Source organism: Serpentinimonas sp. SMBJO2 (assembly GCF_056341105.1).
Map to the genome: position 1 here is coordinate 781,374 of NZ_CP150628.1, position 19,488 is coordinate 800,861.

The following is a 19,488-nucleotide window of genomic DNA, read 5'->3' on the forward strand; positions in this document are numbered from 1 at the left end:
GTGCTCAGGGGCTCAGGCGTATTTTTCGAGGATGCGGGTGGAGCGCTCGAGGTCGTGGGTGGCGTCGGGGCTGCCGGCGGCTTCCATCATCGAGCAGGCCATCATGCGGTAGAAGGCCTTGTCGAGCGCCTTGCGGGCAGCGGCCATCTGCTGGGCGATATCTTCACAGGGGCGGCCGTCTTCGATCATCTGCACCAAGGCGCGCACTTGGCCTTCGATGCGGCGCAGCCGGTTGCTGACGTCGCGCTGGTGCTGGGCGCGGTGGGCCGAGATCGGCTCGGGCGCGGCCGCGACAGCCGGTGCCTGCGCGGTGTGCTCCAGGGGGGGAGTGGCGCACGCGGGTGGGGCAGCTTGGGCGGACGGCTTGGGTGTGCTCTTGCTCATGGTGGTTGGGGGGATGGTGGCTTGTGGCCGGTTAGTTGCGATGGACGGCGTGTTTGCGCAGGGCCAGCAGCGGGTCGGCGCGGCCGGTTTGATCGAGGTAGCGCGCCGCCAGCGGCTCCAGCGCCTGGGGTTCGATGCCCAGTGCGCGCAGGCCCGGCAGTTGGCCGCTGGCCACATTGTCCACTTCGAGCGAGCGCAGGTTGTCGGCGCTGAGCAGCGGCTCACCGGGGAGCAACTGCATCAGCAGCGCCTGCGCGTAGCCCAGCGCGCGCGGCAAGGGCAGCACGGGCCGTGGGTGGCCCGACAGGCGGCCCGCCAGTCGCACCAGGTCGGCCAGGCTAAAGGTCTCGGGGCCGGCGCACTCGATGATCTGGCCGCTGGTGGCGGGGTGCAGCAGGCAGTGCAGCAGCGCCTGCGCCACGTCACCCACCCAGACCGGCTGCAGCCGCGCCTGCGATCCGGCCAGCGGCATGAGCGCAAACACCTTTTGCAGCGAGGCAAACAGGTTGAGGAAGCGGTCTTCGGCGCCGAAGATCACGCTCGGGCGCAGGATGGTGAGCTCGAGCCCGGCGGCTTGCAGCACGGCCTCGCCAGCGGCTTTGCTGCGCTGATAGTCCGACGGCCCGCTGGCGCTGGCCCCGAGCGCGCTCACGTGCACCAAGCGGCGCACGCCGCTGGCTTGCATGGCGGCGGCGAGCCGGCGCGGCAATTCCACGTGCACCTGCTCGAAGCGCGCCCGGCTGCCGTGCAGCACCGCGATCAGGTTGACCACGGCGTCGTGGCCGGGCAGCAGCCGCGCCAGCGTGGCCGCATCGTGCACATCGGCCTGCAGCGGTTGCACCAGGGGCAGCAGTTGCACCGCTTGGGCGTTGTGCAGGCGGCGCGTGGGCACGGTGGCGCGGATGCCGGCGCGGTTGAGGTGTTCGCACAGGTGGCGGCCGACAAAGCCGGTGCCGCCCAGAACCAAGACATTTTTCATGGGGTACAGGTGCAGTGAAGGTGGGGGGTGTGTAAAGAGGAGTTTGGTTTATCAGGGCCGCTGGGCGATGGGTATCGAGCCGCTGGCGGCGCTGGCGGCTGTGGCGGGGTTGGCGCGCGGTCCGATGGGCTGCAAATGCGCGCGCAAGCTCTGTGGCTGGCCGCTGATCAGGGCGGCGTAGTTGGTGGCATTGGCCAGCACGCGCTGCACGTAGTCGCGCGTTTCGGCAAAGGGGATGTTCTCGATCCAGATTGCGGCTTCGAGCACCGGGCCGTTGCGCCACTGCTGCGGGCGCCCGATGCCGGCGTTGTAGGCGGCGGCGGCGAGCACGCGCGAGCCGTCGAGCTGCTCCAGGCGCCACTGCAGGTAGGCGGTGCCCAAGGCGATGTTGACGTCGAGCTGGTTGACCTGATCGGGCCGGAAATCTTGCAGCCCGATGCGCCGCGCCACCAGACGCGCGGTGGCGGGCATGAGCTGCATCAGCCCCGAGGCACCGACGTGCGAGCGCGCGTCCATGACGAAGCGGCTTTCCTGGCGGATCAGGCCAAAGACGTAGGCCGGGTCGAGCCCAATGGAGCGCGACTGGGCCAGCACCTGGTCGCGAAACGGCATCGGGAAGCGCTGCAGGTGGTCGATCTCGGTGCGGGTGCGCTCGCTGGTGTTGATGCAGCGGTCCCAGACCTGGCGGCTGCAGGCGAAGTCGGCGGCGGCCAGCAGCTCGCGCTCGCTCAGGCCACCGCTGCGGTGCACGATGATGTGGTAGTTCCACTCGCGCACGCCGTCGTTGCGCAGCCCGATGGCAATGGCGTGCAGGGCACGCTGCAGACCTGGGTGCTGGCGCGCAGCGGCGATCTCGGCCGCCGTCAGGGGCGCGGGGGCCGGCGGGGTGGTGATGCGCTGGCCCAGCGCTTCGAGCGCCAACTGCTCGTAAAAACCGCCCACGCCGGCGATGCGGCGCTGGATCTGTTGCGCCTGTTCGCGCCATTGCTGTGCCTGTGCCGCCTGACGGGCCGGCAGGCTGGCGGCGCGCTCGGTCAGTGCGCGCGCCAACCAGTAGCTCCAGACCGCTTCGTCGCGCTGCGCGCTGCCCATGGCCATGATGGCGTCGTGCACCCGGTTCCAGTCGCCGGCACGCAAGGCGGCGCGCGTGGCCCAGATCAGGTGCGAGTCGTGCAACAGGTCGAGTTGGGCGTGGCCAAAGGCGGCGTGGGCCTCGGGCTGCAGGCGCTGGGCTTGGCGGCGCCCGATCACGGCCCAGACCCAGCTCTGCGCTTCGGCGCTCAGGTGCAGGCGCCAGCGCGCCTGGTTCATGGCGTCGGTGGCGGCTTGGGGGTCTTGCATGGCCAGCCGGATCAGAGCCAGCGTGGCCAGCTCGGGCGCCGGCAGGCGCTCGGCGCGGGCGGCGGCGTCGATGAAGCGCTGCGGCTGGCTGACGAGGCCCGCCACTTGCTGCGCCCACTGCGGGTTGATCAGCCCCACGGCCTGCGCCGCCGTGCCGGGCAGATTGCCCTCGGTGGCCAGGCGCGCGCGCTGCCAGACCACGGCCGCCGGCAGGTCGCCACTGGCCAGCAGGCTCTGCGCGGCGTGGGCGCAGCCGTCGTCGGCGCGGTTTTGTGCCAGCCAGAGCGCGGGCAGGGCGGCGGCGCGCTCGGCTGCTGGGCGCTCGCGCTGGGCAACCAAGGCGTAGCAGCGGATTTCGCGGTCGGCGGTGAGGCGGAACTGGGCAAACTCCTGGTTGAAGGTGTCCCAATCGCGCGCCCGCCCGAGCAGCAGCAGCCAGTCGGCGCGCAGGCGGTTTTCGTAAAACGTGCCGCTCCAGCGGCGCAGAAAGGCGCGGATTTCGTCGGCGCTGGCGCTCTCGAGGCGCGCCGCCAGCGCCCAGTACTGGGCCAGCGGCTCGAGCGGGTGCCCGGCCACTTGCGGCAGCAGGGCGGCCAGGCGCGCCTGGTGGCGGCGCTCGAAGGCCTGCTCCATCTCGAGCAGCGCCTGCTCGGCCCGGCTCAGGGGCGGCGCGGGGGCTGTGGCTGCGGCTGGCGCGTTCAAGGCCGATGCGCTGGGGTTGGCCGCTGCGGCAGGCAGTAAGATGCACGCCAGCAGTGCGGGCATCCAGCGCAGCCGCCGCCCAGGCTGGGTGGGTGCGCACGGACGCAGTGACGCCTTGGGTTGAGCAACAAACAATCTGAACATAGGCCGATTATGAACAACAACCGCCCGCCTGACCAAATGGCGCGCAAAGCCCAGTGGCGCCAGCGCCTGATCGAGCAGCGCCTGCGCCTGGGCGACCGGCTGGCGCGCAACGAAGCGCTGCAGCGCGTGCTGCGGGTCTGGCTGGTGGACCGGCCCGACAGCGCCATCGGCGCCTACTGGCCGATCAAGGGCGAGTTCGACCCGCTGCCGGCGCTGTTTCGCTGGCAGGAGGCCGGGCGCGAGGCCGACGCGCTGGGGGCCAGCCGCGAGCGCAAGCTCGGCCTGCCGGTGATCGACAAGGCCAGCAAAACGCTGAGCTTTCACCGCTGGTATCCGGGCTGCCCGATGGAGCCCGACGCCTACGACATCCCCAAGCCCAGCGGCACCGAGCGCATCGCGCCCACGCTGCTGTTCGTGCCCTGCGTGGGCTACGGGCCGGGCGGCTACCGGTTGGGCTACGGCGGCGGCTTTTACGACCGCACGCTGGCGCAGCTGCAGCCCCGCCCCTACACCGTCGGGCTGGCTTATACGCACGGGTTCTTGCCCGAGCTCGAACCCGAACCGCACGACTGGCCGCTGGACGCGATCCTGAACGACAACGGCGTGGTCTGGCCGCTCTGAGCTACATGCTGCGCCGGTACTGCCCCCCGACCTCGAACAGCGCCTGCGTGATCTGCCCCAGCGAGCAGCAGCGCACGGCCTCCATCAGCACCTCGAAGACGTTGCGCTCTTCGATCACGGCCTGCTGCAAGCGCTTGAGCATGGCCGGGGCCGCAGCCGCGTGGCGCTCGTGAAAGGCCTGCAGGCGCTGCAGTTGCGACTGTTTTTCGGCCTCGGATGAGCGCGCCAGCTCGATCTGCGCCGGCACCGGGTCGCCGTGCGGGTTACGAAAGGTGTTGACGCCGATGATTGGGTACGCGCCGCTGTGCTTGAGCTGCTCGTAGTGCATCGACTCGTCCTGGATGCGCCCGCGCTGGTAGCCGGTTTCCATCGCGCCCAGCACGCCGCCGCGCTCGCTGATGCGCTCAAATTCGGCCAGCACCGCTTCTTCCACCAGTTCGGTCAGTTCGTCGATGATGAACGCGCCCTGGTTCGGGTTTTCGTTTTTCGCCAGGCCCCACTCGCGGTTGATCACCAGTTGGATCGCCATGGCGCGGCGCACCGATTCTTCGGTCGGCGTGGTGATGGCCTCGTCGTAGGCGTTGGTGTGCAGGCTGTTGCAGTTGTCGTAGACGGCGATCAGCGCCTGCAGCGTGGTGCGGATGTCGTTGAAGGCGATCTCTTGCGCGTGCAGGCTGCGGCCGCTGGTCTGCACGTGGTACTTGAGCTTTTGGCTGCGCTCGTTGGCGCCGTATTTGTCGCGCATGGCCACGGCCCAGATGCGCCGCGCCACCCGACCGAGCACGGTGTATTCCGGGTCCATGCCGTTGCTGAAAAAGAACGACAGGTTGGGCGCAAAGTCGTCGATGTGCATGCCACGCGCCAGGTAGGCCTCGACGAAGGTAAAGCCGTTGCTCAGCGTGAACGCCAGTTGGCTGATGGGGTTGGCGCCGGCCTCGGCGATGTGGTAGCCGCTGATGCTCACCGAATAAAAGTTGCGCACGTCGTGGTGCACGAACCATGCGGCGATGTCGCCCATCACTTTCAGGCTGAACTCGGTGCTGAAGATGCAGGTGTTCTGGCCCTGGTCCTCTTTGAGGATGTCGGCCTGCACCGTGCCGCGCACGTTGGCCAGCACCCAGGCGCGGATCTTGGCGGCCTCGGTGTCGGTGGGCTCGCGGCCGTTGTCGGCTTTGAACCTGTCGAGCTGCTGGTCGATGGCGGTGTTCATGAACATCGCCAGAATGGTGGGCGCCGGGCCGTTGATGGTCATCGACACGCTGGTGCTGGGGTGGCACAGCTCAAAGCCGTCGTAGAGCACTTTCAGGTCGTCGAGCGTGGCGATGCTCACGCCACTGTTGCCCACTTTGCCGTAGATGTCGGGCCGCGGATCGGGGTTGGCGCCGTAGAGCGTGACCGAATCGAAAGCCGTGGACAGCCGTTTGGCCGCCATGCCAGACGACAGCAACTTGAAGCGCCGGTTGGTGCGAAAGGCGTCGCCCTCGCCGGCGAACATGCGCGTCGGGTCTTCGTTTTCGCGCTTGAAGGCGAACACGCCGGCGGTGTAGGGAAAGCTGCCGGGCACGTTGTCGAGCAGCAACCATTGCAGGATTTCGCCCTCGTCCTCGTAGCGCGGCAGCGCCACTTTGCGGATCTTGCTGCCCGAGAGCGTGGTGTGCACCAGCGCGGTGCGGATTTCGCGGTCGCGGATTTTCACCACATACTCGTCGCCGGCGTAGGCCTGCTGCATCGCCGGCCACTGCGCCAGCAGCTTGCGCGCCGCCGGGTCCAGCCGCTGCTCGCGCTGCTCGGCCAGGGCGAGCGCGGCCGCGGCGGCTTTGGGGCGGTGGGTGCCGTCGGCGCGCAGCATGGCGCTGGCGGCGCGCAGTTGCTGGATCTCGCGCGCCAGCCGCGCCTGCGCGCGCGCCTGCTGCTTGTAGCCGCGCACCGTGGCGGCGATTTCGGCCAGGTAGCGGTTGCGCGCCGGCGGCAGCACCGGGCTTTGATTGGAGCTGTGGCGCACCGCCACCGGGGGCAGGCGGCCGTCTTGGGTGGCGAGTGCCAGGCCCAGCGCTGCCAGCCGCGGTTTGAGCGCCTGGTAGAGGGCGCTCACGCCGTCGTCGTTGAAGCGGCTGGCGGTGGTGCCAAAGACCGGCATCTGCTCCGGGCTCTGGTTCCAGGCTTGGCGGTTGCGCTGCACCTGTTTGCAGACGTCGCGCAGCGCGTCGAGCGCGCCCTTGCGGTCGAACTTGTTGATGGCGACAAACTCGGCGAAGTCGAGCATGTCGATTTTTTCGAGCTGGCTGGAAGCGCCAAACTCGGGCGTCATCACATACAGCGGCACGTCCACGTGCGGCACGATGGCCGCGTCGCCCTGCCCGATGCCCGAGGTCTCGACGATGATCAGATCAAAGCCCGCCACCTTGCACGCCGCCAGCACATCGGGCAGGGCGGCGCTGATTTCGCTGCCGAAGTCGCGCGTGGCGAGCGAGCGCATGAACACCTTGTCGGCGCTGCCTCCCGAGGGGGCGCTCGCCAGCTTGGGGCGGCCCGGCGCTGGCTCGGGCGCAGCAGCCGGAGCCGTTTGCCACGGTCCGATGGCATTCATGCGAATGCGATCGCCCAGCAGCGCGCCGCCGCTCTTGCGCCGCGAGGGGTCGATGCTGATCAGGGCCACGCGCAGCGCGTCGTCCTGGTCCAGGCGCAGGCGGCGGATGAGCTCGTCGGTGAGCGACGATTTGCCCGCGCCGCCGGTGCCGGTGATGCCCAGCACCGGCACCCGGCGGCCCTGGGCGCCCGCGTGCAACTGCTGCACCAGCGCGGCCGGGGCGGCGCCGTTTTCCAGCGCCGTGATCAGCTGCGCCAGCGCGCGCCAGGCGGCGTCGGTGTGGCCCTCGATCGCTGCCGGCGTCTGCGGCGCATAGGGCGTCAGGTCCAGGTCGCAGCGCATCAGCATCTCGCCGATCATGCCGGCCAGGCCCATGCGCTGGCCGTCTTCGGGGCTGAAGATGCGCGCCACGCCGTAGTCCATCAGGGTGCGGATTTCACCCGGCACGATCACGCCGCCGCCGCCGCCAAACACCTGCACGTGCGCGCCGCCGCGCTGGCGCAACAGATCGACCATGTACTGAAAATACTCCACGTGCCCGCCCTGATACGAGCTGATGGCGATGCCCTGCACGTCCTCTTGCAGGGCGGCCGTCACCACTTCTTCGACCGAACGGTTGTGCCCCAGGTGGATGACCTCGGCCCCCATGCTCTGCAGCAGGCGGCGCATGATGTTGATGGCCGCGTCGTGGCCGTCGAACAGGCTGGCGGCGGTGACGAAACGCACCTTGTGGCGCGGGCGGTACTCGGCCAGGGCTTTGAAATCGGCGTGCAGGTCGGTCATGGGCGGCGGTCTCCGGTGTGTGGCCGCATGGCCGTGCGGGCAGGGCGACACGGGGCGGCTGGGCTCTGGTGGGCTGTGACAGGCGATTGTCGATGCGCGCACTTTAATTGACGTTTACGTAAACGTCAATAGGGGGTTTGTGGTGCACGTGGCTGAGCCGATTGCATAAGAGCCACCCGAGGTGTCATTACGCCTTCTTCAGTCCGCCAACGCCTTCAACAGCGCATCACGCCCGTCCTGATAGAACTCGATGTCCAGCTTTGTCGCCATCTCGTCCGACAGGTCGAACAACTGGCGCCTGCAGGACACAGGCAACAGCAGCGCTTTGGCGCCCTTCTCCACGGCGATTTCGGCCAGCGTCACCGCGTTGTGAATCGGCTCGATGGAGCCGCCCAGCGTCACCTCGCCTACGACCACCAGGCCTCCGCGGACTGACTGCTTCAACAGCGCGCTGGACAGCGCAATCAGCGCCCCGATGCCGGTCTTGGCACCAGCCTTGGCGGCATCAAAACCCCGCAACTGCACCGAGAACTCGTGGCAGCGCGGGTCCCGGTCACCAACCAATTGCTGGGCCCGGGCGTACAGGTTTTGCTCCGCACAGCGGATGGATTCCTTGAACGCCGCCGGTACCGGGTTGTTCAGCACCCGCACGCCGCTCCCAGGCCCCTCGTTGACCTCGAGCCGGAACAGGCCCGGATGCTCTTCATCGCCGCCGGGGCTCAACACCCAGACCTGGCCGCACTCCAGCGGCTCGTCGACAATGCCGCCCTGGCTCTGCAGCTCCGGCGTGCTGACGAACTTCTCGACGCCCTCGGCGCCCAGGGTGTAGCTGAAGTGGGTGTTGCGGAACTCGGCGGCGCCGATGCGCTTCTGCTGCTCCTTGACCCGGCGGCGCACTTCCAGCGCCAGGCGCACGGCCCACTCGAGGTCTTCCTCGCCGACCGCTGCGTCCGAGCCGGGATGCAACAGCTTCAGCAACCCGCTCACGGTCTTGTTGACGCCGTTGAGGTCTCGACCCGACAGCGCACCGCCCCAACGCACACGACCTTGCAGGGTCGAGACCCGGCTCTGATTGCGCAGCTGGGTGAAGCACTCCGAGAGGAAGTCGCTCACCAGGCCGAAATGCGCGGTGAACAGCGTGGGGTTCAGCTTCGGCACATCCCAGCCTGGCAAAAAACAGTGGATGCGGTCCATGAAAGCGGTGTCGTCGCGCATCTCGGGAGGCAGCGGCCCGAAGAGGTGGCCGATGCGCTGCTGATGCTCCACGTCGACGTCGAAGTTGCCCACCAGCACGATGGATCCGTCCGCCCGGATGCTTTCTTTGCCCCGGGAGAACTCGCCGCTTTCCATGTAGCCCTTCATGATGTTGACGCCGTCCTTCTGGTCGAAGGACACGCCAGACACCTCGTCAAAGCACACCACGTCGTACTGGCAGACCAGACCGCGCTGGCCGCTGGCGTTGTTGACGAACATGCGCGCCACGGTCGCCTTGCCACCGGAGATGAGGTGGGCGTACGGTGACACCTGCTGAAACAGGTGCGACTTACCCGTGCCCCTGGGCCCTAGCTCCACCAGGTTGTAGTTGCGCTCCACGAACGGCACCATGCGCAGCAGCAGCGCGTCCTTGGCGCGCTCCGACAGGGTCTCGGGCTCGAAGCCGACGCTGCGCAGCAGCAGGTCGCGCCACTCGGCGCTGGAGAACTGCTCCCGCCCCTTGGTCAGAACGTCCAGCGTCTCGCGCTTTGAGAGCTGGATGGCCCGCAGCGCCTCGACACCGAATGGCCGCCCGCCCTTTTCTTGTGCGATGGACGCGTCGTAGCCCAGGGTTACCTCGGCGTAGAAGCCGCCGGTGAGCATTCGCTCGTTGTCCTTGACCATTTCGGGCGTGAGCCGCACGTCCGTCAGGCGCAGGCTGGGCAAGGTGGCGATGTAGGAGTCGGTCTTGGAGTCCAGGCGCGCCGTGACGATATCGATAACCTTCACGGAGCCGGCCTCGCGCGCACGGGCCTTGAAGAGCTCCTCTTCACCGGCTTTCACCGTCCGCGACGCCAACTGACGCTGGACGATATCCAGACCCTCCTGGATTTCTGCCTCGTCGGTGGTGGCGCAGTAGCGGCCCAGCAGGAACTCGACCACGTAGGTCGGCACCGGGAACTGGCGGCTGAACGTCCGCACCAAGTCCTTGCGTACCACGTAGCCTTCGAAGGCAGCGCTTGCCTTCCTGTCCAAGTCGTCGAGCTGCATCTCAGCTTCCTCCCACCGTCGTCGCCTGCTTTTGCAGCACCTGACCATCGGCCGCCAGGACGACGACCACGGCCGCTCCGCCCAGGTTGTCATCGTCGGCCACCGCCACGCTGGCCTTGCCGCCCTCGACGGGCTTCACGCTGGCCACCAGGCTGGACGTCGCCAGCGCGGGCTTGGTTCGCACGTCCACCGTCAGGCCGGCCGTCGAGCTGTCCACCTCGACCACGCAGCGCAGGCCCTTCCATGTCACCGCCTTGATGGTGACCTGTGCCGCTGCCGCAGGCGCAGCCACCACCAGTTCCAGCACCGGCACCAGGCACTCTTGCAGGCTCAGGCCACCGTGCGCGTAGTCGGCTCCAGCAATGAAGGATGACACGCCTGGCGCATACGCCACCTGGACATCTTTACACCAATCCCAGCCGAAGGTTAGCGGGGTGCCGTGTGCCGTGTCCTTGAGGACGGCGCAGCGTCCCCAGCGGGTCTCGGCCTGGTGTTTGGGCAGTTCCGTCTTCGGCAAGCTACCGGGAACCAGCAGCCAGCCGTGGTCGGTAACGATGCGCACCCGGCGCCACCCCGCAGCGCGCAGTGCCTGCACCCGTTCGACCACCGCAGCCAACTGTGCATCCACGTCTCGCGCAAGACGAACGCCGTGCGCGTGGCCGTAGTGGTCCAAGTCGCCCGACTCCGTCCAGGCGCGTCCGCTCGGGTCACCGGTCTCGTGCTGGTCCAGTGGCTGCACGCCGTTATCGGTCAGCAGCTTCCTGAAGTTGTGGCCGGAGAGTGGCTTGCCGTCAGCCGCAACACGGGGCTCGAACTCCACGTCTTCCGCCGTGCCAGACACCAGCCCCGCCACTGGCGAGCACCAAGCCTTACCGGATGCGGTTACCGACGGCATGCTGGTCCAACGGGCGGCCAACGTCGTGGTGCCCAACCCTTCCAGCTTGGCACGCAGCCGCTGGGCGACGTCGTACCGCAGGCCATCCACGAACACCGTGCAGGTGCCCGAATCAGCTGCTGCGTCCGAAGCCGCATGCAGCGCTGGCATGCCCCCGACTTTCATCACCGCGTCCTGCAGTCGCTTGGCCGCTTCTTCCAGCCAAGGCAGGTAAACGGCGCGCACTGCCGCACCCACGGCGTCGGTGTCTGCCTTGGACTGCACGGCACCCATGGCCAGCGTCGCCGCCTCGTCCACACGCCAGCCGGACTGCTGGTAGCTTGCAGCCAGCTCCGCAGGCGTGGCGCCGATGGGTGCCGCTGCGCTGAGCTCGGCTAACCGAGCCAGTTGCTCCAGCGCTTGAGCCAAGGGCGACTGCCCCATGCGCGACCACAACCACCCCCGGCGCACGCCGTGCTCCTCCTCGGCGCTGCCGATGGCGGTGCGAGCCTGGGCGGCCTCCAGGGCCGCACAGGCAGACAGCGCGTAACGCAGGCTCGCCTCGCCTTGCTCATTGGCTTGCGGGTAGCCGCAAAGCTGCCCCATGTCCGGGAACAGCCCCATCTGCGGCGCAGGCACGTTGCGCAGCAGCGTCAGCACATCGGGAAAGCTCGGGTACGAATCCTGGTACAGCTCAGCCACAGCCGCCCACTTGCCCTCACGCCGAGCCAGCTTCTCGGCAGCCACCAGGGGCCCGTCGCTGACCGGGTCGAAGCCGAAGTCCGACTTGGCGCGCTTGCAGAACACGTCCCACCTCACGCCGGCCCAGTCCTTCTGCGTGGCCTGGGGCGCGTTCATCCACAGCAGCACATCCCGCAGCGGGTTCGGTGCCAGCAGGCTCAGCAGCCACTCGGCGTTGATTTGCCGGCCCTGCAGCTCGTCCAGCGGCCGCTCGAGCAACACACCAGCAGACAGCGCCTGGGCCAAGGCCTCCTGTGTGGCATGGTCCTGCGCCAGGTCCAGCCCCAGGCCGCCGTTTTTTGACGACAGGAAGGCGCTGACCGTCCAGTCCTTGCCGTTGGACTGGCTCCAGAACACGCCCCGGTACTGCAGCTCGGCCAGCGGCTGCAGCTCCCGCGGGCAGCTCTCGATGGCACGCAACTCGGCGCGGCTTACCCCAGGCAGGTAGACCACCGGCACGCCCTTGAACTGGACTTCGGACAACACGCCGGCAATCGCGCACTTGAGCCAGACGGCCGGGCCGCTTCGCGCTGCGGGGTCATAAGCGCCGAGCTCAAGCAGCCCAGGCAGCATCTGCTTCAGGGCCGCAAGGGCCGCCGCCCACTGGCGCTCTTTGTCGGGCCAGAGCACGGCTGCTGCCGGTGCCGAAGTTTGCGTATTGCCTGCGGCGGCAAGCCCCAGGGCCTCCACGACTGCAGCCGAAACCGTCATGTTAGATTGTCCGGTTCCCGAAATGGCGTTCTTCATCTTGCAAAGTTCTGGAGAGCAGCCGGCAGCACAACGCGGACAAAGTCCTCAGTAGCCTCAAAAACGGCATCCTGGCCCGTGAAGTCGCGCGTAAGCGGCACGATCTTGCGGCGCACGCCCATACCGCGCTGCTCGACGTAGCCATAGTCGCGCATCACTTCCATGATGACCGGGTTGCGTGCCGAGCGTTGCCCAGCCAGCATCTTCTCGATCGTCATCGAGTTCTGCAGCGCTCCCGGGCTCGTGACTTCCAGCCGGTCGGCGTAGTTGACGATCTCCACCTCCACCGGGCGCGTCCAGTCGCGGTGAACCAAGGCGTTGACCATGGCCTCGCGCACGGCTTCAGCAGCAAAGCGCAGACCAGTCTTACGCCGCAGCCCCTCCTGCAAGGTATCTGAGTGCTGTTCGATGCAGGGCTTCATGCGACTGGACAGGCTTTCGATCAGTCCGTCAGCAATGGGCGGCTGGTTGTGATCTCCCGTCCACAGTGCGACCAACGGGCCATCGATCACGCTGTCGTCCTGAGCCTGGTAGCTCATGTCGATGCCGCTGAACGACATCCACCGCACCCCGGCATATCGCATCTTTTGCCGCGGGCTGTGGCCAAATAGCACCAGCCCGGCGATCGAGCAAACGGGCTCCCCATCGTCACGCGCCACCATGAACCCCAGCCCAATGAGGCGCTGTTGCCAAGCGCCATCGTCCGCAGGTGCTTTGGGATCGCCCACCACGCGCAGGAGGTAGTCCTCCAGGCGGCTGCGATCCAAGTCGGCCAAGGCCGTGCCTGACACCGGCATCAGCTCGGCATGAAGCATCCCGCCGCTCTCGAACAGCCGCGCGAGCTGCTCTCGTGTCGCGCGGCGGGATGTGCTGCCCACGCGCACGTAGACCTCCTCGCGGTCGTTGTGACGAACCGCATAAGGCTTCGCGCTGCCTTCGGTGAGCGTGACCACCCCGACTCGCTTGCCATCGTCCAGGGTCACGACTTCGAAGTACGGCAGGATCATCGGGTGTACATACCGGCCGAAGACGGTGTCCATCACCCAGTGCTCCAGATCGTTCCGCTGGATGCCGCTGATGCTGCCGTCGTCCTCCACGCCCAGAAGTACCTTGCCACCTTTCAGGTTGGCCAGGGCAACGATCTCCTTGGCCAACTGCTCGGGGCGCAGGTCATCGCGCTTGAACTCGACACCGGAGTTCTCGCCGTTTGCGATCAGTTGCAGCAGGTCGCTTTTGAGCATGGACACTCCAAGTGCGCTTTCGCGCAGTTATCAAAACTCATACTTCGCCTTGCGCTGCATGAACGCAGCGCGGCCACCCTCCAGGATGGTGGCGACACTGTCTCGGATCGCCGCAACGTCGATCGAGCCCTGCGCATCCGCTGCCAGGCTGCCGTGGGCATCCGTTGCGGAGAACACACCGATCCACTCGGCATCGCCGAACACGGGAATGTTGGCGTTGTGCGTAGCAAAGATGAACTGGCGCCGCGTCTTGGCCTGTCGAAGCTCACGCACGATGCGCTCGGCGATGAAGGCGTTGTCGAGGTTGTCTTCGGGCTGGTCCATCACCAGCGGGTCGCGGTTATCCAACAGCAGCAGGTGCAGGATGGCGGTGCACTGTTGACCCGTGGAGAGCCGCTCCAGTGACCGGTAGACGGGCGCTCCTTCATCCGCGTTCACGTTCAGCTCGATCTTCACGCCATGGCTGAGCTCCAGCGACTCCAGCGCCATCAGCTTCGTGCGCGGCAGCTTGCTCAACGCTTCGGCCACAACCGGTGTTAGCTTCCAATCGACGCTCAACCCTGCTTTGCCTTCCCGTATGCTTTGCGCCAATTTGATCGTCGACATGTGGCTATCCTCGTCGATCCATGCCAAGCGCCGTTCTCCAACTCCCTCCAATTCACACTTCAACAGGAAGTCTTTGAGCGGGCGACGGTCGCCCTCAGGCTGAATCTCGACGCGCAACCGCCCTTGCAGCCGATGATTCAGCGTCTTTGCAGCAGACTGCAGGGCCTGAAGCCGCACGTGTCGCCGATCAGACAGTTCGGCCAGAAGATTCCTCCGCTCCTGTTCCAAGCTGTCGGTGAGCTGCTTGTAAGTCGCCATCCTCGACTGCAGTGGGCGGATGCGTTCGATCTCCTGTTGCAGCTTCTGGTACTCCACGCCGATCTGCTGACCGGTGCGCCCCGCCGCTGAGGGCAGGCTGCGCAGAGCGCCATCGATCTCGGCCTGCGCCGCCGCCTGCGCCGCCTGCCACGCCTGGCGGGCGGCTTGCATGTCGGTCGCACCCTGGTTGAGCAGCCCTTGTCCCTGCGCGATCAAGGCGGCCATGGACTGGCGGAGTCCCTCGAGCACCTCGCGCATCGCCACCAGTTGCGTGGCGTGGGGAAGCCCTTCCAGGGCCTTGTCGCTGATGAAGGTGGTGTCGGGCAAGGCATCCTCAAAGGTAGCCAGCGCGGTCTCAAGCGCCTTTAGCTCCTCCTGAGCACGGACATCGATCTGGCGTTCGCGTTCCAGTAGCGGAACGCGCGCGAGCTTGGCCTTGAGGCCCAGCGCTTCGTAACGCTGCAGATGTTCTTGCAGTTTCGGCAACCGGTTCACTTGCTCGTGCAGCGTGTCGGCATCGTCGAAAGCCTTGGTGAGCTTTTCGGCGTTGTCTCGCAGGCGCTTTTGCACCTGGTCCAATTGAGCCTTGCCGTCCTGGTCTTGCGGCAGGAACTTCTCCAGCAGCCGCAGGCGGCTGCCTTCGTCCTGGGCCAGTTCGTAGATCTCGTTCTGGCCGTAGATGTCCAGATCGGGCAGTAGATCGCGTGGCAGCAACGTGGAGACCTGGCCTTCTGCATCGCGCACGATCGGGGCTTCGCCAACCTTGCGCGTGACCGTGTAGCGCTTGCCGTGCTGCGCGAACGAGGTGAGCTGCACCTCTACCCGGCCCAAGTCCTTGCCCAGGTTCTCCTTGATGATTTCGTGGTGCTGCTTGCGGGCTTGCGTGCCCTTGGGCAGCACATCCAGAGCGAACCGCAGGCACTCGATCAAGGTCGACTTGCCGGTTCCGCGCCCGCCGATCACCGTGTCCAGGTGGCCGGAGAGCACCGCTTCCAGGCCGTCGAGGTAGCCACCGCTGACCTTGACGCTGTGGATCGCGCTGGGCTTTTCTTCGGGTTGCCCGGAGTTCAGGCGCACGCGCGACTCCGGGTCAAGAAATGCGACCTTGAACGCGGTGAACGTCGGTCGGGTCATCTTGATCCAGCACGTGGCGCCCGGGTGCGCCAAATCCTCAGGCCTGGCCACGTCTTTAGCGTTGATGGCGACCATGGAGTGTTCTCGCCGGTAGGCCTGATTTGTGTTCAGGAAAACCTTGCGGTAGAAGTCGTCGTCGATGCCCTTCAAATCCTCGATACCCTTCGGAATTTGGGCGGCGCGCAGCTTCGGCAACTGCCACACATGGTTCTGACGCAGCTTCAGCAGGCCCTTGTCCTCGGTGCAGTGGGCTGCGTAGATGAAGCCCTCCAGCTCGTCGACGACGATGTCGATCAGTTGCTCTGCGCTCAGGCGTGAAGGCCGTACGCCGTCCTCGGGGTCCAGCAGTTGTAGCCTTCCCAGATACCGCTCCAAGGACTGGCTCGAGGTCTCCTCGCCGAAAAGACAGACGAAATGCGTCTTGTCGTTCGATGCGATCTCGAACCCCGGAAACACCACGATGCCGGCCGGTGCCAGCACCCGACGTGCAGCGTCGATGCTGGAGACGCTGCCATGGTCGGCCATGCCGACGACGCGAATATCGAAGGCCTGGCATTGCTGAAGCAAGGCTTGGTTGTAGGCCGCTTCGGTAAGCCCATGGTCAGCGCCCCGGTAGGTGGCGTGATAGCCAGCGGGGTTGACTTGCAGCGCGCAGCGCCAGAACTTGGCGAACGGGTAGGATTCGGTCATTGATGGCTCCGGGCAGCGAACTTCTCAGCCAAAGTCAGATGGTGGTCATTGATGCGGTCGCCCTTGAAGACCTTGAACCAGGGTGCGCTCTCCACGTCCTTGCCGCGGTCCTTGTCCCAGGTGATGTTGAGCTTGGGCTTCTTGTTGTGGCGCAGGACTTCGGCGGTCATGAAGGGGCGGATGTTGAGCCGCACGCCGTCGTTGAGGTCGGGGTTCCAGCCGATGGGCTGCTCGGCCAGCGGCTTCCAGCGCACGAAGATGTCGTAGGGCGGCTCGCCTTCCAGAATCAGCTCCAGCCGGCGCTTCAGGTCCTGCGCGGCGGCCAGGCGGGTGGGGGCACCGTCCACGCCTGAGCGAACACCAACCTCCTGCTGGCGAATCCAGTCGCCCAGGTAGGTGTGGATGAGGCGCTCCAGCTTCTTGTGGTCGAGCTGGTGGACGTTCACCAGCGCGGCGAAGCCGTCCTTCAGGCCGTCCCACACATGCCAGATGAAGGGGCGGTGGTGGAAGCGCTTGGCGTGTTGCTCGAAGAACTTGTCGCGCAGCCACACGTCCAGGCCCTTGCCGGCGCAGTCGGCCTCAAGCAGCAGTTTGTCGAGCACGGCGGGCTTCCAAGTGCCGGGCTGCACGGTTTCCCAGGCGGCAATCAGCAGCTTGAGCAGGCGCTCGTGCGCGGGCGCCTCGCCGCGCACCGAGGGCAGGCAGAGGATGCCGTCGTCGTCGGTGTGCTCGGCCAGCTGCTCGCAGCGGGCAATCCAGCTGCGGGCCTCGTCGGCGAGTTCCATCGCCGTGTCGGTCTCGGCCGGCCAGCGGTAGCCGGCCAGGCGGGCGACGGCGACTTGCAGCGGGTCGGTGGCGGGCTGTGGGTGGCCGTGGAACAGCCATTGGGTGGGGTCGTCGGAGTACGGTTTGGGCAGGGCGTTGGGGTAGCGCTCGGCCGCGACTTGCTGCCAATGCGCGAGGTCGAAGGGGACCTTGACCAGCGTTGCGTTCGTGACATTCAACTTTTGGTCGATTCGACGAACCAATTGTTTGTACTCGGGCGAGGAACAGAAGCACCAGATTGCAGGCAGATGTTCCTCTTTGCGCGGTAGTACTACAGCCGTGTTCGTATCGAAAGGCGACCCTTGGGTGAGGCAAACGGGCAACTCGCTCATTTGGCGAACAGCTACGCCCTTTTGAGACCAAGCGGCCTGCCCCCTCAGGTAGACACCCGAAGCATTTGATGCAGCCCGTCTTTCTTGAAACTCGTTCTCACCGTACGTTGCGTCTCTTGCTTCTTCATAGAGCTCAATAAGCTTCCCGAGCCACACGACAGATTCGGAACCACCAAAGTGCTGCGACGACTCGACGCCACCTTGAAACCAACGCCAGCCATCTAAGAACGAAGTCATTTCCCAGAAGCAAAAACGGAATCTTGGGTTGTCGCTTGTCGAAACGCCTTGCAAACCAGTGGCATAAGCCTCCAGCAATCCGCTACTTGACGCCGTCTCAAGCGCTACCCGTGCGTCTGGATTCGCTAGTTGACCTGCCTGGCTCACGCTCACAATTGCGCCCGTCAGTAGAAGCGCAGACTTCTCGGTGGCCGTCCTGGGCGCGCTGGCATCTACCCCGCGCAGCTGAACGCCGTCCAACTTCTTAGTTCGAGTCTGTGTCAGGAGTACCGCCTGCACCACCTCGCCACTGATGGTTTCGAAAGCCCCCGGTCCCAGCCGCGCCAAAAGGTTCCACTGCACCGCCTTCAGCAATGACTCACGCTGTTTCTTGTAGCTGGTGAGGAACAGCCAGTTCTGCGGCATCACGATTTGCACCACACCCGCACCCTGGTCAAGGCTGAGTTCCAGACAACGCTCCAGGAAGACGTTGGCCAGGTCGTTCTTGGCCTCGGGGTAGTGGGCTTCGCAGTAGTCCTTGAGCGTGTCGAGCTGCTTACCACGCGCCAGGTAGGGCACATTGGTCACCACGAGGTGGTAGCGCCCATCCAGCAGCCGGGCGGCATCCAGCAGGCCCAACGCCGTGAGCGCGTTGTCCCATGTGGCGCTGGTGTCGTCCCAAAGCTCGGGCTGATGCTCGGCGGCCAGCGCCTGCTGCAACAAACCACGCAGCAGCGAGTAGTCGGCCGCAAACAGGTCTTCGCTGGCCTTGCTCGGGTCCAGCAGGCTGCCCAGCAGCGGAGCCTGGGCAAAGTCTGCGTGCAGACGGCGCAGCCCTTCGCGCAGATGGCCGGCGTTGGCAGCGGTGTCGGGCACCAGTGCCGCCCAGTCGCCCGGCTTGGCCGCCACTTTCAGACCACAGCAGGCGATCTGCGGCGCCGGCATGTCGGCGCGCACACCCAGCGGGTCGCCGTTCTCGTCCGGAAAGCGCCAGGCCGCCAGGGCCAGCGCAAACACCGCAATCTCCACGCAGCGCGCGTCGATCTCCAGCCCGTGCAGGTTGTCGGCCATCACGGCGTCCACCGCGTCCATCGCACTCAGTCCCTCGGCCTGCATGCGCATGGGCACCAGCAGCAGGAAGGCCGCCACCAGGAAGTGGCCCGAGCCGCAGCAGGGGTCCAGCAGCTTGAAGTCGCTCAAGCGGTCGGGCCAGCCTTCGAAGCGGCCTGCGGCGGGAACTTGGCCCCCACCCCCGGCCCCGCCCCCCGAGGGTGCGGGGAGGCCATCGTCCACCATGCGCAGATAAGTCAGCGGCACGGGGCAGGCCTTGCCCGGCTGGCGTGTCACCCACCAGGCGCCCAGCGAGTTGTGCAGCAGGAAGTCCACCATGTAGGGCTCGGTGAAGAGCTGGGTGACGGCGGGCAGTTCGTCGGCGCCAATCTTCACCTCCGAGGCGTTGACCTCGTCCTTGCGCTTGGCCTGCCAGAACTGGTAAACCCAGCCCAGGCTGTCGCTGGCCAGGAACACCTCGGTTGGCAGCCCGGCGAGCAGGCGTTCCAGCTCGCGCTGGTGTTCGGGCGCGAAGACGAGCTCAAACACGGGGCTCTGCGGCTTGAACACCTGGGGCAGCATGCGGGCGGCCAGCTTGGCCGCAAGCTCCCAGTGCGTCTTGGCATGCAGCGCCCCCTGCAGCATCTCGGGGTGGTGGTCGACGATGTTGCGGCAGTCTTCCAGCGACACCGGCGCGCCGGGCTCCCACAGCAGCAGCCCGTTCTCGGCCAGGAAGCGCGCGAACAGCATGCGGTGCCAGTGCTCGTAAGCCACTTCCCACACCAGGCGCTGCGTGTCTTGCTGGCCGTTGCCCTTGCGTTCGTCGCCCAGTGCCTTGGCGTGCGCGCGCAGGCGGCGGCGCAGCGAGCGCAGGGTCTCGTCCGTCAGGTAGTCGGGCAGCTTGGCGTCGGCCACGGCCAGTTGCGCCAGCGCCGCGCCGGCCGCCTTCTCGGCCACGTCGCGGGCGGCCTTGACGGTGGCCTCCAGCT

10 protein-coding genes are annotated in these 19,488 nt (G+C 66.6%); 1 reads left to right on the plus strand and 9 read right to left on the minus strand.

What is annotated here, in order from left to right; translation table 11 throughout:
- Positions 1–12: 12 nt before the first annotated feature.
- The 3 genes from AAAZ40_RS03540 to AAAZ40_RS03550 are packed head-to-tail and all read right to left on the minus strand — an operon-like array spanning position 13 to position 3,469.
- Positions 13–384 (minus strand): metal-sensitive transcriptional regulator, encoded by a 372-nt coding sequence (locus AAAZ40_RS03540; RefSeq protein WP_476661200.1) that lies wholly within the window; start codon positions 382–384, stop codon positions 13–15.
- Between the two features lie 31 nt (positions 385–415).
- Entirely contained in the window at positions 416–1,363 is a 948-nt protein-coding gene (locus AAAZ40_RS03545) for a complex I NDUFA9 subunit family protein (protein WP_476661201.1), read from the minus strand.
- Between the two features lie 51 nt (positions 1,364–1,414).
- Entirely contained in the window at positions 1,415–3,469 is a 2,055-nt protein-coding gene (locus AAAZ40_RS03550; protein ID WP_476661202.1) for a transglycosylase SLT domain-containing protein, read from the minus strand.
- A 90-nt stretch (positions 3,470–3,559) separates the two neighbouring features.
- Here AAAZ40_RS03550 and AAAZ40_RS03555 point away from each other — a divergent pair, with 90 nt between their 5' ends.
- Positions 3,560–4,171, plus strand: coding sequence for a 5-formyltetrahydrofolate cyclo-ligase (locus tag AAAZ40_RS03555; RefSeq protein ID WP_476661203.1), 612 nt, complete (start codon positions 3,560–3,562; stop codon positions 4,169–4,171).
- A gap of 1 nt (position 4,172) precedes the next feature.
- On the opposite strand, the gene icmF is transcribed toward AAAZ40_RS03555, so the two are convergent.
- From icmF to AAAZ40_RS03585, 6 genes are all read right to left on the minus strand, one after another.
- On the minus strand, positions 4,173–7,541 hold the full coding sequence (gene icmF, locus AAAZ40_RS03560; RefSeq protein WP_476661204.1) for a fused isobutyryl-CoA mutase/GTPase IcmF: 3,369 nt from the start codon (positions 7,539–7,541) through the stop codon (positions 4,173–4,175).
- Between the two features lie 198 nt (positions 7,542–7,739).
- A complete protein-coding gene (gene brxL / locus AAAZ40_RS03565; protein ID WP_476661205.1) occupies positions 7,740–9,785 on the minus strand; it encodes a protease Lon-related BREX system protein BrxL in 2,046 nt (681 codons plus the stop codon).
- A gap of 1 nt (position 9,786) precedes the next feature.
- The gene (gene pglZ, locus AAAZ40_RS03570; protein ID WP_476661206.1) at positions 9,787–12,147 is read right to left on the minus strand and encodes a BREX-1 system phosphatase PglZ type B; all 2,361 of its coding nucleotides are present in this window, start codon (positions 12,145–12,147) and stop codon (positions 9,787–9,789) included.
- Positions 12,144–13,388 (minus strand): RNA-binding domain-containing protein, encoded by a 1,245-nt coding sequence (locus AAAZ40_RS03575; protein WP_476661207.1) that lies wholly within the window; start codon positions 13,386–13,388, stop codon positions 12,144–12,146. Before AAAZ40_RS03575 ends, pglZ begins: the two co-directional genes overlap by 4 nt.
- A 30-nt stretch (positions 13,389–13,418) precedes the next feature.
- The gene (locus tag AAAZ40_RS03580) at positions 13,419–16,076 is read right to left on the minus strand and encodes a TrlF family AAA-like ATPase (RefSeq protein ID WP_476661208.1); all 2,658 of its coding nucleotides are present in this window, start codon (positions 16,074–16,076) and stop codon (positions 13,419–13,421) included.
- On the minus strand, positions 16,073–19,456 hold the full coding sequence (locus tag AAAZ40_RS03585) for an Eco57I restriction-modification methylase domain-containing protein (protein WP_476661209.1): 3,384 nt from the start codon (positions 19,454–19,456) through the stop codon (positions 16,073–16,075). The genes AAAZ40_RS03580 and AAAZ40_RS03585 overlap by 4 nt, the downstream gene beginning before the upstream one ends.
- Positions 19,457–19,488 lie beyond the last annotated feature (32 nt).

Bases quoted from the DNA above. Each gene is read 5' to 3' on its own strand.
- AAAZ40_RS03540 (WP_476661200.1), bottom strand. From the start codon at position 384: ATGAGCAAGAGCACACCCAAGCCGTCCGCCCAAGCTGCCCCACCCGCG.
- AAAZ40_RS03545 (WP_476661201.1), bottom strand. From the start codon at position 1,363: ATGAAAAATGTCTTGGTTCTGGGCGGCACCGGCTTTGTCGGCCGCCAC.
- AAAZ40_RS03550 (WP_476661202.1), bottom strand. From the start codon at position 3,469: ATGCCCGCACTGCTGGCGTGCATCTTACTGCCTGCCGCAGCGGCCAAC.
- AAAZ40_RS03555 (WP_476661203.1), top strand. From the start codon at position 3,560: ATGAACAACAACCGCCCGCCTGACCAAATGGCGCGCAAAGCCCAGTGG.
- icmF (WP_476661204.1), bottom strand. From the start codon at position 7,541: ATGACCGACCTGCACGCCGATTTCAAAGCCCTGGCCGAGTACCGCCCG.
- brxL (WP_476661205.1), bottom strand. From the start codon at position 9,785: ATGCAGCTCGACGACTTGGACAGGAAGGCAAGCGCTGCCTTCGAAGGC.
- pglZ (WP_476661206.1), bottom strand. From the start codon at position 12,147: ATGAAGAACGCCATTTCGGGAACCGGACAATCTAACATGACGGTTTCG.
- AAAZ40_RS03575 (WP_476661207.1), bottom strand. From the start codon at position 13,388: ATGCTCAAAAGCGACCTGCTGCAACTGATCGCAAACGGCGAGAACTCC.
- AAAZ40_RS03580 (WP_476661208.1), bottom strand. From the start codon at position 16,076: ATGACCGAATCCTACCCGTTCGCCAAGTTCTGGCGCTGCGCGCTGCAA.